Origin of the sequence: Rhodobacter calidifons (genome assembly GCF_011174775.1) — a bacterium.
Classification (GTDB): Bacteria; Pseudomonadota; Alphaproteobacteria; order Rhodobacterales; family Rhodobacteraceae; genus Tabrizicola; species Tabrizicola calidifons.
The window spans coordinates 363,528-377,735 of the sequence record NZ_JAANHS010000001.1 but is presented as its reverse complement, the minus strand read 5'-3'; the positions used below and the strand labels follow the sequence as shown (position 1 = coordinate 377,735).

Here is a 14,208-nt window from a genome sequence, read left to right as displayed (position 1 = left end):
CTAATTCGAAATCCATTCGGGTAGTGGCTTTTTGTTTCTTTGTATGTTGTCCAGCATCTTCACCATTTGTTCATCATAAAGGCGGTTCTGGCTATTGATGACTGAAAGCCATTCGCTATTCGCCTCGATGGACTTATTGATATTCTGACTGGTCGCCCATAAGCCTGCCACTTCGGCGCTTGCACCGTCAATTCTGCTGGCAACAAGCTGGCCTGCATCGCGAACCTCAGACCGAATCGCGTCTAACGAGGACACCAAGCAATCTGTCTGATTTCTAATCTGGCTGGATACATCATCCAGAGCACTCGCCAATGAGGAAAATCCAGCAACTAGAATTTGATTTGTCTTGTGAACCGCAAATATCCCAGCAAAGTCCTTGTCCTTGTGCGCTGCTCTCGTTATTGATTTAAGCCGCGTGACTGTTCCCGCGGTTTCGCAAATCGCACGAACCGTTTCGATGGAAACAGGAAAGTTCGGAGCCGGCTGATTAAACCTCAATCGAAGTTCTTGGTAGTTCTCAGAGTGGGTCCTGATTAGATCAAGGCATTTCTTGATACCAGCAATTTCATTGGCACACGCAGCGATTTGATCCCAAAAAGGGTAAAGCGCTCGCTCTTCGAAATCCACGAGACTCTGGGCTAGGTGGTCTTCAGCACTTCTTGCATGCTCCACACATCTACGGACAAGTTCATTGGCGGAATTTATACGGCTCTCAATTTGTTGAGAAATTCGTTTCTGCTCATCCTCCTTCCGTTTTCTTTCAAGTGCAGCTGCATCCACGCGACGAATCCGATCTTGTTCGGCTTCATCCCTCTTCTTGGCCTCATTTCTAAAATAGAAGAATATCGCGGCCGCGGCGGCAAAAATTAGAATAAACGGAATTGCCGAGACTAGCAGTGGAAATATGTATTTTGGAATGAATTCAAATATAAACCACAGCGCGGCAAAAAGAACAAATAAGGAAATTACTAGGCCTTCCATCTTCTCCTCGTTTACGCACCTGATACACCCGAGCAGTAGTTTGCATTGGTTGAAAGTTCCAAGCAAGCGGGAACCTCGTTGATACGGATCACCCACGATCTTCTGACACCCCGGTCTAAGCAAGCGTAGGGTGTGTGCTCGCGCGCGCAACTCCTCGCACCCCCCCCTCACCGCACCCAAGGCACCGCCTCCCCCCAATCCGTCATCTCCCCCGCTGCAAACCGCTGCTGCCGCACCTCCTGCATCCGTGCCCGCAGGGCCTGAGCCGCCTCCGGCCCCTCGTCCTCCCACTCTTCGCCCGTCACCTTCGCCACATCCCCGAACTGCGGTTTCGGCCCGTCCAGCCCCTCCGCTTCCCGCCGCCGGTAATGCGCCAGCGTCTCGGCCCCCCGGATCACCCCCGCCAGCCGCGCGTGCATGTAGCTGCGCAGCACGTCGTTGATCCGCGGCCCGTAGTCCGGCCCCATCGAGCGGAAGAACTTCAGCACATCCCGCTCCAGCCGCAGCGTCACCTTCTCGCGCGCCGTTCGGGGTGTCCGTTGCGCGATCTCGTGCCACTCCTCCGGGATGCGGCCCGTGGCTTCGATGGTGTTGTGCAGGTCCCATTCCAGGCGCCGCATCACGTCCATCATGTAGGTCATCTGCGCCCGCTGCCGGGGCGTCTGCTTCTTCAGGTCGGGCATCGGGGTCGCTCCTTTCGCGGCCACTTTGATCCGCAAAAGTTAACGCCCAAGGAAGCCATCGTCCGCCCGACCAATGCCAGACGCCTGCCAGACGGATGCCAGACGCTTAACCCCCCGTTAACCAACCTTTGCCATCCTTGCAGCCATGAAACACCTCATCCCGCTGATCCCAATCGCTTTTCTCACCGCCTGCGGGGCCTCCCCGGCCCCCGAATTCATGGGCGCGACCCGGACCGACGTTAACGTTGGCGGACGGGACTACACGGTCTTCCAGAAGGGGGAGCGGGTAGAGGTCATCCGCCTCGGCTATGCCCGGCGTGGCGAGCATCAGCAGATCCGCGCCACGATGATCGAACTGATCCCCCGGGTGACCGGCTGCAAGTTGCGCGACAGCACACTCCAGGGCGACAGCGGTGAGATGCGGGGAAGCCTCGACTGCCCCAGGCAGCCTTGACTCGACTGGTAAAACCCCCAAGAAGCAGGCACCGCGAACCGGGGGCCCGCCATGCGCCAGATCGACCTTTCCCGCACCCTGCCGGATGCGCGGATACCAGAGCTTCCCAACCCCTATTTCGGCAAGGTCCGCGACTGCTATGACCTGCCCGACGGCACCCGGCTTCTGATCTCCTCCGACCGGATTTCCGCTTTCGATCAGATACTTGCGGTGATACCCTGGAAGGGCCAGGTCCTGACGCAACTCGCCCGCTACTGGTTCGATGCGACCTCCGACATCGCCGCGAACCACGTCCTTTCCTACCCTGACCCGAACGTCGTCCATTGCAGACGCGTCACCATCCTGCCCGTCGAAATCGTCGTCCGGGGCTACCTCGCCGGCACCACCTCCACCTCGATCCTGACCCAGTACAAGGCCGGCGCGCGAACGATGTACGGCCATACCCTGCCCGAGGGTCTGCGCGACAATCAGGCCCTGCCGCAGGCGATCATCACCCCCACCTCGAAGGCCTTCGACGGCGGCCACGACGAACCCCTGACCGCCGCCGAGATCATCGGAACCGGCCTCCTGACCCCGGCGCAATGGGACGAGGTCAGCGCCAAGGCCCTTGCCCTTTTCGCCCGTGGGCAGGAAATGGCGCGGAAACAGGGGCTTATCCTTGTAGACACCAAATACGAATTCGGCACCGACGAGGCCGGAAACATCCTTCTGGCCGACGAAATCCACACCCCCGATTCCAGCCGCTACTGGATCGCGGAGGGCTATGAGGAGGCCCTGAACGCAGGCACCCGGCCGCCCAGTTTCGACAAGGACGTCATCCGGTCCTGGGTCGTCGCGCGCTGCGATCCCTACAAGGACAGGATCCCCGATATCCCCCTGGAAATGATCGAGAAAACCGCCCAGGTCTACATCGACGCCTTCGAGAAGATCACCGGCCAGCCCTTCCGCCCCGATGCCAGCGGGGCCACGCCCCTCGACCGCATCCGCGCCAACCTCGCTCCGTTCTTCACCCGTTAACCTGGTTGCGCTAACAGTCGATCCGACAAGGGAGAGCACACATGATTCTCAGCTGCGGCGAAGCCCTGATCGACATGCTCCCCCGCACCTCGACCGAGGGCGAGGCCTGCTTTGCCCCCTATGCCGGCGGCGCGGTCTTCAACACGGCGATCGCCCTGGGCCGGCTCGGGGCGCCTTCGGCGTTCTTCTCGGGCGTTTCCAACGACATGCTGGGCGAGATCCTGGCGGATACCCTGACGGCCTCCAAGGTCTACACGCGCTATCTCGCGCGGTCGGACCGGCCGACGACGGTGGCCTTCGTCAAGCTGGTGAACGGCCAGGCAACCTATGCCTTCTATGACGAGGCGACGGCGGGGCGGATGCTGTCCGAAGCCGATCTTCCGACCCTGCCCGCCGAGGTCGATACCCTCTTCTTCGGCGGGATCAGCCTGGTGAACGACCCGGCCGCCTCGACCTACGAGGCGCTGCAAGCCCGCGAGGCCCCGACCCGCGTCACCATGATCGACCCCAACATCCGCCCCGGTTTCATCGCCGGGAAAGAGGCCGAGTACCGCGCCCGGATCGAACGGATGGTGGCCCGCGCCGATATCGTCAAGCTGTCGGACGAGGACCTGCACTGGCTGGAAGGGCAGGGCGATCTGACCGCGCTGGCGCGGAGCATTCTGGCCAGGGGGCCGAAGGTCGCCTTCATCACCGAAGGCGCCAAAGGTGCCCGCGCCGTGACGGCAACGCAGGATATTTTCGTTGCATCGCAAAGAGTTACCGTCGTCGATACCGTCGGCGCGGGGGATACGTTCAACGCCGGTGTCCTTTGTGCGCTGCATCAGGCCGGGGCGTTGAGCAAGGCGGCCGTCGCCGGCCTGTCGGACGCCACCCTCACCGCCGCCCTGACCCTCGGCACCCGTGCCGCTGCGGTCACCGTCTCTCGCGCCGGGGCCAACCCGCCCTGGGCGCACGAGCTGTGAGGGTCGTCCTTCAGCGCGTCACCCGCGCCGCTGTCCACGTTGACGGCGAACTGGTGGGCGAGACCGGAAAGGGCTTTCTGATCCTGGTCTGCGCGATGGCTGGCGATACCGAGGCCCAGGCCGAACGGCTGGCCGCCAAGGTGGCCAAGCTGCGGGTCTTCAGGGACGATCAGGGCAAGATGAACCTGTCGATCCGCGACATCGGCGGCGGCGCTCTGGTGGTCAGCCAGTTCACCCTGGCCGCCGACCTGCGCGGCAACCGGCCGGGCTTTTCCACGGCGGCCCCCCCGGCCGAGGGCGAGCGGCTTTACCTTCACTTCGCCCAGGCACTTGAAAACGAAGGCGTTCCGGTCGCCAAGGGCCAGTTCGGGGCGGATATGGCCGTCAGCCTTGTCAATGACGGGCCGGTGACCATCTGGATGGACACCGACGCGCTTTAGTTGAACGGATTGCCCGGGGTCTTCGCGGCGATCGCCTCTCCGCATTCCACCAGTGCCGAGATCGAGGCGCTGGATCCGGCAAGCGAATAGTTCTGCACGTCCGACCCGTCCTTTGCCCTGAGATACAGGCGGTTGCCGCGGGCGACCTCGGTGATGAAGTTCACCCCGGCCCTGTCGTCGGGTAGATAGAACAGGACCGAGTTCCTGTAGAGTTCGGCGCCGGTCAGGCTCCATGGTGTGCGGCGGTCGATCTGCACGCCCAGATCGGCGGTCTTGCCCTCGCCGAATTCCCAGGCGGTCGAGTAGAACTGCAACTGCACCGCGCCATTCGGAAAGGTCCAGATCGAGAAGCTCTCGCCCGGCGCCGTCACCTCGGCCACGCAGCCGACTGTCCCGTCATCCCAGCCGACGACAGAGACCTGCCAGTGCTTGTGCGAGAACAGCACCTCGCTTTGCTGCGCCTCGGCCCCCGCCAGCGACGCGACCACCAGGGCCGCAGCACATCCCGACCTTCCGATCATCTTCACCGTCCCGTCCATCCTGCCGTTTCCCCCTGTCTCGCCGCGAAGGCCGATTCAGGCAAATGAAACATGCAAGGTTGCGGGCAACGGGCGGTCCGACCCAGGCCGTCAGGCCGCCCATTCCCAGGGGTTCGAGAACTGGCCCAGCACGCTGGCGACGGCGGCATCCTCGACCGGGGCGGACTTGCGCAGTTGCGCGACAAGGCCACGCTTCTTGTCCTCGATCACCGAATCCACCCGCGCGGGCAGGCCGGCCTCGGCCAGGGCCGCGTCGAAGGTCCGGGTGATCGCCAGCCGCCGCAGGTCGGGCTTGAAGACCTTGCCGACCGCGGTCTTGGGCAATTCCGGCAGGATCTCGATGTACTTGGGCAGGGCGGCGCGTTCATGGATATGCTTGGCGGCATAATCCATCAGCTCATCCACCGTGGCCGACTTGCCCTTTACCAGTTCCACATAGGCGCAGGGCAGCTCTCCGGCATGGGCATCGGGCTGGCCGATGGCACCGACGAAACCCACCGCCTCGTGCCCCATCAGGGCCTCTTCGATGATCGCCGGATCGATGTTGTGGCCGCCGCGGATGATCAGGTCCTTGGCGCGGCCGGTGATGAACAGATAGCCGTCCGCGTCGATCCGGCCAAGGTCGCCGGTGCGCAGGAACCGGCCATCGGCGAACAGTTCCCTGTTCTTGTCCGCCTCGGTATAGGTCGAGCCCTCGTAGACCCCGGGGTTCGAGATGCAGATCTCGCCCACCTCGTCCACCGCACATTCGCGGAACCCGATCGCCCCCTGACTGGTCAGGATCCGGACCTGGGTATAGGGGAAGGGCAGGCCGACCGAGCCGATCTTCTTCACCCCGTCCGGCGGGTTGACTGAAACCAGGCAGGTGGCTTCGGTCAGCCCGTAGCCCTCGACGATCTCGATGCCGGTTTCCTTCTTGAAGCGGTTGTACAGCTCTACCGGCAGGGGCGAGGAGCCCGAGAAGGCGCTCTTCAGGCTGGAGATGTCGGCATTGACCGGCCGCTGCATCAGCGCGGCAAGGGCGGTGGGCACGGTGATAAGATAGGTGACCTTATAGCGTTCGATCAGCTTCCACAGGTTGTCGAACACGCCCTCGCCGCGATAGCCCTGCGGGGTGGGGAAGACGACATGCGCGCCCGAGCCGATCATCGACATCAGGATCGGATAGCAGGCAAAGACGTGGAACAGCGGCAGCGGGCACATCACCACGTCGGTCGGCTGGAACAGCAGCGTGGAGCCCAGCCAGCCATTGTAGATCATGCCGCTGGCCTTGTGCTGCGCCACCTTGGGCATGCCGGTGGTTCCGCCGGTGTGGAAATAGGCGGCGACATGGTCTTCGGTGCGGTCGGCAAAGGTCAGACTGTCGGACGGCATCCGGGCCAGTTCCGTGCGGAAGTCCTTGACATTCGCGGTGTGCTGGATCGGGTTCTTCGGCCGGATCCAGGGCACGATGACCTTCTTCAGCCCCGAGAGATAGGGCACGAGGTCCACCTCCAGCACCGTCTTGACCGAGGGCGCGAACTGCACCGCCTCGGACACCTTCTGTGGCAGGTCGGTCTTGGGGAAGGCCTTCAGCGTGACCACGACCCTGGCATTGGTCTCGCGCAGGATGGCGCTGATCTTCTCGGGTTCCAGAAGCGGGTTGATCGGGTTGACGATCCCGGCGACGGCCCCGCCCAGAAGCGTGACGACAGTCTCCATCGCGTTCGGCAGGACGAAGGCGACAACGTCCTTTTCGCCGACACCAAGACTGCGGAACAGGTTCGCGGCCTGGGTGACCTGGGCGTGCAGCTCGGCCCAGGTCAGCGTGACCTTCTTCGTCTCCGGCCCGGACAGCAGCTGGAAGCTGACCGCAGGTCGTGCGCCATGGGCGGCCTTGGCGCGGCTGAGATATTCGTAGATCGACCGCGCCTGGCCCCTCTCGGACCAGGGCATTTCGGCCTCGATGGCGCGCAGGTCCGCTGCGGTGGCGAATGTGGTCATGGCTTCCTCCCCGTCATGCCCGCTGTATCCGCAGGCTTCAGACGAACATGGGGGCGTCAGGCGGTTTTGTGAAGTCCGTTTGTCCCGACCCGGAAGGTCGGGACGCCACGTCAGACCGATCCGTCGGTGAATTGCAACCGGGCAAGGCGGGCATAAAGCCCGTCCTCGGCGACCAGCTGGTCATGCGTGCCCTGAGCGACGATCCGGCCCTTTTCGAAGACCACGATCCGGTCCGCGCGCTTCACCGTGGCCAGCCGGTGCGCCACGACCAGCGTCGTCCGCCCCTCGGCCAGCCTTTCCACCGCCGCCTGCACCGCGCGTTCGCTTTCCGCGTCCAGGGCGCTGGTCGCCTCGTCCAGCAGCAGGATCGGCGCATCGCGCAGGATGGCGCGGGCGATGGCCACCCGCTGCTTCTGCCCGCCCGACAGCATCACCCCGCGCTCGCCCAGATAGCTGTCATAGCCCTGCGGCAGCGCGGTCAGGAAATCATGCGCAGCGGCGGCCTTCGCGGCGGCCTCGACCTCGGCATCGGTCGCATCGAGGCGGCCGAAGCGGATGTTCTCGCGCGCCGAAGTGGCGAAGATCACCGGGTCCTGCGGCACCAGCGCGATGGCCTGGCGGAAATCGCTGCGCGCCATGTCGGGCAGAGCGATCCCGTCCAGCGTGATCCGGCCCGATTGCGGGTCGTAGAACCGCATCAGCAGTTGCAGGATCGTGGTCTTGCCCGCGCCCGAAGGGCCGACCATGGCCACCGTCTCGCCCGGGCGCACATGCAGCGACACGCCGTTCAGCGCCGAGGCCTCGGGCCGGGCGGGATAGCGGAAGGTCACATCCTCGAAGGCAATCTCGCCGCGCACCGGGCGGGGCAGGGGGACCGGGCGCACCGGATCCTGCACCGAATCCTCGGTCCCCAGCAGTTCCACCAGCCGCTCGGTCGCGCCGGCGGCCCGCTGCAACTCGCCCCAGATCTCCGACAGCGCGCCCACGGCCCCCGCCACCATCACCGCATAGATCACGAACTGGATCAGCGCGCCGACCGACATCTCTCCGGCCCGCACGTCGCGCGCGCCGACCCACAGCACGCCCACGATCCCTGCGAAGGTCAGGAAGATCACAATCACCGTCATCACCGCCCGCGTGCGGATCCGCGCCTTGGCCGAGACAAAGCTCTTTTCGGTCACCTCGGCGAACTGGCCACGCGTGGCGCCCTCATGCGTGAAGGCCTGCACCGTCTGGACCGAGGTCAGCGCTTCGGAGGCCGCACCCGAGGACGAGGCGATCCAGTCCTGGTTTTCGCGCGACAGGGCCCGCAGACGCCGCCCCAGCACCACGATCGGCACGATGATCGCCGGAACGATCAACAGGACCAGGCCGGTCAGCTTGGCCGAGGTCAGGAACAGCAGCAGCAGCCCGCCAATCAGGATCAGCACGTTGCGCAGCGCGACGGATACCGACGAGCCGATGACCGACAGGATCAGCGTGGTGTCGGTGGTGATCCGGCTCAGCACTTCGCCGGTCAGGATGCGCTCGAAGAAGGCGGGGGACATGCCCAGCACCCGGTCGAACAGCGCCTTGCGGATATCGGCCACCACCCGTTCGCCCAGCCGGGTCACAAGGTAGTAGCGCAGGCCCGTCCCGACGGCCAGCAGCGCCGCAATCCCCAGCGCCGCAGCGAAATACTGGTCCAGCAGCTGCGCGTTGGCATCGTTGAACCCGTCGACAACCCGGCGCACGGCCAGAGGCAGGACCAGACTGACGGTCGCAGTCAGGATCAGGGCAAGCAGCGCAAGCGCGCCCAGGCCGCGATAGGGCCAGAGGAACGGGATCAGCCCGCGCAGGGCGCCCACCCGCTTCGACTTCGGCCGATCCTCGACGCTGGATGTATCCGTCATGCCCTGCCCCTTCCGGTTCGGCCAAGGGTTTAGTGTGCCACGGCCCGCCCCACAAGCGCGCTTCCCCGCGACCAAAGGCGCATCGCCCCCTTTTCCCCGCCGCCGCCGCATGCCACCCTGCCGCCCATGACCCAGCCCCTGCATTTCCCCGCCGCCGACGGCGCCCGCCTGGCCTATCGCGACGAAGGCGCGGGGCTGCCGCTGCTCTGCCTGCCCGGCCTGACCCGGACCATGGCCGATTTCGACTATCTCATCCCCCATCTGCCGCCCCTGCGCCTGATCCGGATGGACTATCGCGGCCGCGGCGCCAGCGACTGGACCGGGGCCGCGACCTATACCGTCGCGCAAGAGGCGCAGGACGCGCTGGCGCTCCTCGATCACCTGGGTGTGGCCAGGGCCGCGATCCTTGGCACCTCGCGCGGGGGGCTGATCGGGATGGTTCTCGGCGCCACGGCGCGCGACCGGCTGTCGGGGCTGATCCTGAACGATGTCGGGCCCGAGATCGCCCGGGACGGATTGACCCGCATCTTCGATTATGTGGGCCGCAACCCTGCCGGCAAGACCCACGAGGGCTTTGCCGAACTGCTGTCCCGCACTCCGGGCTTTTCTGGCGTGCCGATGTCGCGCTGGCTGGACGAGGCGCGCAAGCATGCCGTGGAAACCCCGCAGGGCCTGCGCATACCCTATGACCCGGCCCTGCGCGAGGCGTTCCTGGCCGCCTTCGAGGGCCCGCCGGTCGATCTCTGGCCGCTGTTCGACGCGCTGGCGGGCCTGCCCCTGGCGCTGATCCGGGGCGCGAATTCCGACCTTCTGGCACCCGAGACCGTGGCACAGATGCGCGCCCGCCGGCCGGACATGGCCTTCGCCGAGGTGCCGGACCGCGCCCATATCCCCTTTCTCGACGAACCCCCGGCAGTGGACCTGATCCGCCGCTTCCTTGCGGGGCTGGGATGACCGACATCGCCCTGATCGAGGCCGCCGCGCGGCGCATGCAGGGCCGGATCCGCCGCACGCCCCTCCTGCATGCGCCGCTTCTCGACCGGGTGGCGGGACGGCGCATCTTCGTCAAGGCCGAATCCCTGCAACTGACCGGCAGCTTCAAGGCGCGCGGCGGCTGGTCCGCCGTCTCGGCCCTGCCGCCCGAGGCGCGCGCGCAGGGGGTCATCGCCTATTCCTCGGGCAACCATGCCCAGGGTGTCGCCCATGCCGCCGCACGGCATGGCGCGCCCTGCGTCATCCTGATGCCCGACGACGCGCCGCAGGTGAAGATCGCCAACACCCGCGCCTACGGGGCCGAGGTCGTCCTCTACGACCGCCGGACCGAGGACCGAGACGCCATCGGCGCGCGTCTTGCGGGCGAACGCGGCCTGACCCTGATCAAGCCCTATGACGACCCCCAGGTGATCGCTGGCCAGGGAACGGTTGGCCTGGAACTGGCCGAGCAGGCTGCCGAGGCCGGGTTGACCGAGGCCCCGGTTCTCACCTGCTGCGGCGGGGGTGGGCTGGCGTCCGGGATTGCGCTGGCCCTGAAGGCGCGGGCGCCCGGCCTTCAGGTCCGCACCGCCGAACCGGCCGGCTTCGACGACATGGCCCGCTCGCTGGCCTCGGGGCGGCGGGAACGCAATGCCGCCCTCGGCGGATCGGTCTGCGACGCGATCCTGACCCCCACGCCGGGCGACCTGACCTTGCCGATCCTGCGCAAGCTTGCCGGACCGGGTGCCGTGGTCACCGACGACGAGGCCCTGCGCGCCGTCGCGCTGGCCTTCACGCATCTGAGGATCGTGCTGGAACCCGGCGGCGCCGCCGCGCTTGCCGCCGCGCTGTTCGGCGCGGATCTGCCCGAAACCGTGATTGCGGTCGCCACCGGCGGCAATATCGACCCCGCCACTTTTGCCACAGCGCTGGATCGCTTCGCATGACTCTGGTCTGGCTGGACGACCTGCGCCTGGACGCCGAAGTGGCGGGCCCGCCCTCGGCACCCCCGATCGTCCTTGTTCATGGCCTTGGCCTGGACGGCCGCCTGTGGCAGTCGCTTCTGCCAGGCCTGACCGGCCACCGCGTCCTGCGGCTGGACCTGCGCGGACACGGCGCATCCGACGCGCCGGCTCCGCCCTACGCGATGGGCGCGATGATCCGCGATGTCGAACGGCTGATGGACCATTTTGCGCTGAAAGAGGCGATCGTCCTCGGCGCCGGAGAAGGCGGGCTGATCGCCCAGGGTCTTGCCGTCAAGCGGCTGGACCTGGTGCGGGGCCTGGTGCTGACCGGCGCGGCCACCCGCTTTGCAAATCCTTCGGTCTGGCAAGTGCGCCTTGCCCGGCTGCACGATGCGGGCCCCGATCTCGACGCCGAATGCGCCGCCCTGCTTGGTCCGCGCTGGCGCACCTCTCCGGCCCAGGCCGAAGTCCGGGCCATGCTGGAGACCACCCGCCGCGCGGGCTGGGCTGGCTTTGCCTCGGCCATCGCCAGCGCCGATTTCTACCGGACCACTGCCACGCTGCGCCTGCCGACCCTGGTCCTGGCCGGCGCCGATGACCGCAGAACCCCGCCCGACCTGCAACGCGAACTGGCCGATCTTGTCGCGGGATCCACGTTCCGTCTGATCCGGGGCGGCAGCCACCTGCCCATGCTGACCCATGCCGACGGGTTCCTGCCACCGCTGCGCGACTTCCTGTCCGCCATCGGCCATCTCCAGACTTGAGATAACCGTTCATTTCCCTGGATGCTGCTTTCTGACGACATGATCGACTTGATTATTTCGAACATCTGCGGGGTCTTCACCCCCCTGGCTCCGCCAGCCCGGCCACTGTCCTGTCTGCGTCACGCCCTGTCGCGGATGAAGGGTTGGCCCCGGGGCTTCCGGTCTAGCTTGCCCATGCAGAAATACTCCACGGGGGTGCGGGGGTGTGAAACCCCCGCTGCACCGGCAGCCAGGGAGATCGGCGCATGAAGCTCAAGGACCTGGAGATCTTTGTCGTCGCCCCGCCATTTCCGGGCTGGGGCGGCCGCTACTGGATCTTCCCGAAACTGACCACGGACGACGGCATCACGGGCTACGGCGAATGCTACGCCTCGACCGTTGGCCCCAAGGCGATGCGGGCGGTGATCGAGGATGTCTTCGAACGCCACATGCAGGGCGAAAGCCCCGAGAATATCGAACTGATGTTCCGCCGTGCCTACTCCTCGGGCTTCACCCAGCGCCCCGACCCCACGGTCATGGGGGCCTTCTCGGGGCTCGAGATCGCCTGCTGGGACATCCTCGGCAAGGCGCGGAACCGCCCGGTCTACGCCCTTCTGGGTGGCCGCATGAACGACCGCATCCGCAGCTACACCTACCTCTACCCTGAACCCGGCAGGGAGTCGCCCGAGTTCTGGGTGAGCCCCGACGCCGCCGCCGAGGCGGCGGTGCGCTTCATGAACCAGGGGTTCACCGCCGTCAAATTCGATCCCGCCGGCCCCTATACCATCCGGGGTGGCCATGAACCGGCCCTGTCCGACATCACCCGCTCCGTCGCCTTCTGCAAGGCGATCCGTGATGCCGTCGGCGACCGTGTCGACCTTCTCTTCGGCACCCACGGCCAGTTCACCACCCCCGGTGCGATCCGCATGGGACGCGAGCTCGAACCCTGGAACCCGCTCTGGTACGAAGAACCGATCCCGCCCGACAACCTTCTGGAATTCGCCGAAGTCGCGAAATCCGTCCGCGTCCCCCTCGCCACCGGCGAACGCCTGACCACCAAGGCCGAATTCGGCACCCTTTTGCGCGCCGGGGGCGTCAAGATCCTGCAACCCGCTCTTGGCCGTGTCGGGGGGATCTGGGAGGCAAAGAAGATCGCAGCCATGGCCGAGGTCTTCAACGCCGAGATGGCCCCGCACCTCTACGCCGGGCCCGTCGAATGGGCCGCCAACGTCCATTTCGCCGCCTCGATCCCCAACCTGCTGATCGCCGAGACGATCGAAACCGGCGGCGCCTTCCACCAGAAGCTGATCCGGAACTCGATCAAGTGGGAGGACGGCTACATCCTGCCTCCCGAAGCCCCCGGTCTTGGCATCGACTTCGACGAGGACGTCGCCCGCGCCCATCCCTTCACCGGCACCGGCCTGCACCTTCAGATGCAGGAGGCCCCCTGCGACTATCGCAACGGCAACCGCTTCGAGGGCGGCGCACCGGGCACCAAGACCTGACCACCTACCGTGGCAACGCCGTCCGAGTGGCTCGATGCCACGAGGACGGCTTTCTGTTGCGGAAAATGGCGGGCCCGGAAGGACTTGAACCCTCAACCTCGGACTTAGAAGGTCCTTGCTCTATCCAGTTGAGCTACGAGCCCGCGCGACGCCCTTTTGGGCCAAGCGCAAGGGTCAGGCAAGCATCTTTGTCATGAAAACCGAATTCGGGTCGGGGCCATATCCCTCGAACGGCGGGCATTCGGTGAACCCGGCACGCGCGTAAAGCGCCCGCGCGGCGGTGAAGGTCGGCTGTACCCCGGTCTCGAGGCTGAGCCGCGAAAAGCCGTCCGCCGCTGCCGCAGCCAGAAGGTGATCCAGCATCGCCTTCGACAATCCGCGGCCGCGCGCTTCGGCAAGGACATGCATCGACTTGATCTCGGCATGGGTCGCGTCGATCCGCTTGAACGCACCCATGGCCAGCGGCACCCCGTCCTCGCGCAGCACGAAGAAACGGATGCCCGGCGCGGCAAGGGCGGCCCTGTCCATCATGTGGATCGATTCGGGCGGCGTGTCGGCGTGCATGTCGGCCGTGTGCCGCTGGAACAGCAACGCCAGATCCGGGGTCAGCGGATGTTCCTCGGCAATCGAAACCGCCATTCAATGCGTCCAGGCGCCCTTGCGGTCGGTGGCGAAGTTCTCGCCATAGCCGCGCGGCCGGATCACCGGCTTGCGCGGCTTGGGCTCGATCACGTCATATTCGATGCCCTTTTCGGCCGCATAGGCCTCGGCCGCCGCGCGGGTCTCGAAGCGCAGGCGCACCTGGCTCTGGGTGTCGGCCGAGGAGGTCCAGCCCATCAGCGGGTCGATCTCGCGCGTGGAGGCGGGGGCGAATTCCAGCACCCAGAGATGGGTCTTGGCGGTTCCCGACTGCATCGCGGTCTTGGCGGGCTGATAGATGCGGGCGCGCATGGCAGGCTCCTTCCGACGTGTCCCGTGTTATTCCGAAGCTTTGCGGAAAGCGCAAGGGCGAGCTGTTCGGGAAAGGACTGCCGGCCGGCATCGGTGAGTGCGGGTGGGGTGGGGTCCG

General features: G+C 65.8%; 15 protein-coding genes and 1 tRNA gene. 8 read left to right on the top strand and 8 right to left on the bottom strand.

Annotated elements, in window-relative coordinates; translation table 11 throughout:
• Complete coding sequence (locus G8O29_RS01895) at positions 1 to 981, bottom strand: hypothetical protein (protein WP_166401527.1); 981 nt, start codon at positions 979 to 981, stop codon at positions 1 to 3.
• 167 nt (positions 982 to 1,148) lie between these two features.
• Complete coding sequence (locus G8O29_RS01890; RefSeq protein WP_166401526.1) at positions 1,149 to 1,664, bottom strand: BrnA antitoxin family protein; 516 nt, start codon at positions 1,662 to 1,664, stop codon at positions 1,149 to 1,151.
• Positions 1,665 to 1,809: 145 nt separating this feature from the next.
• Here G8O29_RS01890 and G8O29_RS01885 point away from each other — a divergent pair, with 145 nt between their 5' ends.
• The 4 genes from G8O29_RS01885 to dtd are packed head-to-tail and all read left to right on the top strand — an operon-like array spanning position 1,810 to position 4,540.
• Complete coding sequence (locus G8O29_RS01885) at positions 1,810 to 2,118, top strand: hypothetical protein (protein ID WP_166401525.1); 309 nt, start codon at positions 1,810 to 1,812, stop codon at positions 2,116 to 2,118.
• 51 nt (positions 2,119 to 2,169) lie between these two features.
• A complete protein-coding gene (locus G8O29_RS01880) occupies positions 2,170 to 3,135 on the top strand; it encodes a phosphoribosylaminoimidazolesuccinocarboxamide synthase (protein ID WP_166401524.1) in 966 nt (321 codons plus the stop codon).
• 41 nt (positions 3,136 to 3,176) lie between these two features.
• Positions 3,177 to 4,100 carry a carbohydrate kinase family protein gene (locus G8O29_RS01875; protein ID WP_166401523.1) on the top strand — a complete coding sequence of 308 codons (924 nt, stop codon included), beginning with the start codon at positions 3,177 to 3,179 and terminating at the stop codon, positions 4,098 to 4,100.
• A complete protein-coding gene (dtd, locus tag G8O29_RS01870) occupies positions 4,097 to 4,540 on the top strand; it encodes a D-aminoacyl-tRNA deacylase (protein WP_166401522.1) in 444 nt (147 codons plus the stop codon). The genes G8O29_RS01875 and dtd overlap by 4 nt, the downstream gene beginning before the upstream one ends.
• Here the strand turns inward: dtd and G8O29_RS01865 are convergent.
• The 3 genes from G8O29_RS01865 to G8O29_RS01855 all read right to left on the bottom strand — a co-directional run bounded on the left by G8O29_RS01865 (position 4,537) and on the right by G8O29_RS01855 (position 8,954).
• On the bottom strand, positions 4,537 to 5,067 hold the full coding sequence (locus G8O29_RS01865) for a DUF1176 domain-containing protein (protein ID WP_207623608.1): 531 nt from the start codon (positions 5,065 to 5,067) through the stop codon (positions 4,537 to 4,539). The genes dtd and G8O29_RS01865 overlap by 4 nt on opposite strands.
• A 102-nt stretch (positions 5,068 to 5,169) precedes the next feature.
• Positions 5,170 to 7,062 carry an acyl-CoA synthetase gene (locus tag G8O29_RS01860; RefSeq protein ID WP_166401520.1) on the bottom strand — a complete coding sequence of 631 codons (1,893 nt, stop codon included), beginning with the start codon at positions 7,060 to 7,062 and terminating at the stop codon, positions 5,170 to 5,172.
• A 110-nt stretch (positions 7,063 to 7,172) separates the two neighbouring features.
• Entirely contained in the window at positions 7,173 to 8,954 is a 1,782-nt protein-coding gene (locus tag G8O29_RS01855; protein ID WP_166401519.1) for an ABC transporter transmembrane domain-containing protein, read from the bottom strand.
• Positions 8,955 to 9,080: 126 nt separating this feature from the next.
• On the opposite strand from G8O29_RS01855, the gene G8O29_RS01850 reads away from it, so the two are divergent.
• From G8O29_RS01850 to G8O29_RS01835, 4 genes are all read left to right on the top strand, one after another.
• Positions 9,081 to 9,908, top strand: a complete 828-nt coding sequence (locus G8O29_RS01850; RefSeq protein ID WP_166401518.1) for an alpha/beta fold hydrolase — start codon at positions 9,081 to 9,083, stop codon at positions 9,906 to 9,908.
• The gene (locus tag G8O29_RS01845; RefSeq protein ID WP_166401517.1) at positions 9,905 to 10,873 is read left to right on the top strand and encodes a threonine ammonia-lyase; all 969 of its coding nucleotides are present in this window, start codon (positions 9,905 to 9,907) and stop codon (positions 10,871 to 10,873) included. Before G8O29_RS01850 ends, G8O29_RS01845 begins: the two co-directional genes overlap by 4 nt.
• Entirely contained in the window at positions 10,870 to 11,655 is a 786-nt protein-coding gene (locus G8O29_RS01840; RefSeq protein WP_166401516.1) for an alpha/beta fold hydrolase, read from the top strand. The genes G8O29_RS01845 and G8O29_RS01840 overlap by 4 nt, the downstream gene beginning before the upstream one ends.
• 245 nt (positions 11,656 to 11,900) lie before the next feature.
• Positions 11,901 to 13,139, top strand: coding sequence for a mandelate racemase/muconate lactonizing enzyme family protein (locus tag G8O29_RS01835; RefSeq protein WP_166401515.1), 1,239 nt, complete (start codon positions 11,901 to 11,903; stop codon positions 13,137 to 13,139).
• A 66-nt stretch (positions 13,140 to 13,205) separates the two neighbouring features.
• Here the strand turns inward: G8O29_RS01835 and G8O29_RS01830 are convergent.
• The 3 genes from G8O29_RS01830 to G8O29_RS01820 form a co-directional block, all read right to left on the bottom strand.
• Positions 13,206 to 13,282: transfer RNA gene (locus G8O29_RS01830), tRNA-Arg, on the bottom strand.
• Between the two features lie 31 nt (positions 13,283 to 13,313).
• The gene (locus tag G8O29_RS01825; RefSeq protein WP_166401514.1) at positions 13,314 to 13,778 is read right to left on the bottom strand and encodes a GNAT family N-acetyltransferase; all 465 of its coding nucleotides are present in this window, start codon (positions 13,776 to 13,778) and stop codon (positions 13,314 to 13,316) included.
• The gene (locus tag G8O29_RS01820; protein ID WP_166401513.1) at positions 13,779 to 14,090 is read right to left on the bottom strand and encodes an ETC complex I subunit; all 312 of its coding nucleotides are present in this window, start codon (positions 14,088 to 14,090) and stop codon (positions 13,779 to 13,781) included.
• Between the last annotated feature and the right edge of the window lie 118 nt (positions 14,091 to 14,208).

Bases quoted from the DNA above. Each gene is read 5' to 3' on its own strand.
- G8O29_RS01895 (WP_166401527.1), bottom strand. From the start codon at position 981: ATGGAAGGCCTAGTAATTTCCTTATTTGTTCTTTTTGCCGCGCTGTGG.
- G8O29_RS01890 (WP_166401526.1), bottom strand. From the start codon at position 1,664: ATGCCCGACCTGAAGAAGCAGACGCCCCGGCAGCGGGCGCAGATGACC.
- G8O29_RS01885 (WP_166401525.1), top strand. From the start codon at position 1,810: ATGAAACACCTCATCCCGCTGATCCCAATCGCTTTTCTCACCGCCTGC.
- G8O29_RS01880 (WP_166401524.1), top strand. From the start codon at position 2,170: ATGCGCCAGATCGACCTTTCCCGCACCCTGCCGGATGCGCGGATACCA.
- G8O29_RS01875 (WP_166401523.1), top strand. From the start codon at position 3,177: ATGATTCTCAGCTGCGGCGAAGCCCTGATCGACATGCTCCCCCGCACC.
- G8O29_RS01860 (WP_166401520.1), bottom strand. From the start codon at position 7,062: ATGACCACATTCGCCACCGCAGCGGACCTGCGCGCCATCGAGGCCGAA.
- G8O29_RS01855 (WP_166401519.1), bottom strand. From the start codon at position 8,954: ATGACGGATACATCCAGCGTCGAGGATCGGCCGAAGTCGAAGCGGGTG.
- G8O29_RS01850 (WP_166401518.1), top strand. From the start codon at position 9,081: ATGACCCAGCCCCTGCATTTCCCCGCCGCCGACGGCGCCCGCCTGGCC.
- G8O29_RS01845 (WP_166401517.1), top strand. From the start codon at position 9,905: ATGACCGACATCGCCCTGATCGAGGCCGCCGCGCGGCGCATGCAGGGC.
- G8O29_RS01840 (WP_166401516.1), top strand. From the start codon at position 10,870: ATGACTCTGGTCTGGCTGGACGACCTGCGCCTGGACGCCGAAGTGGCG.
- G8O29_RS01835 (WP_166401515.1), top strand. From the start codon at position 11,901: ATGAAGCTCAAGGACCTGGAGATCTTTGTCGTCGCCCCGCCATTTCCG.
- G8O29_RS01825 (WP_166401514.1), bottom strand. From the start codon at position 13,778: ATGGCGGTTTCGATTGCCGAGGAACATCCGCTGACCCCGGATCTGGCG.
- G8O29_RS01820 (WP_166401513.1), bottom strand. From the start codon at position 14,090: ATGCGCGCCCGCATCTATCAGCCCGCCAAGACCGCGATGCAGTCGGGA.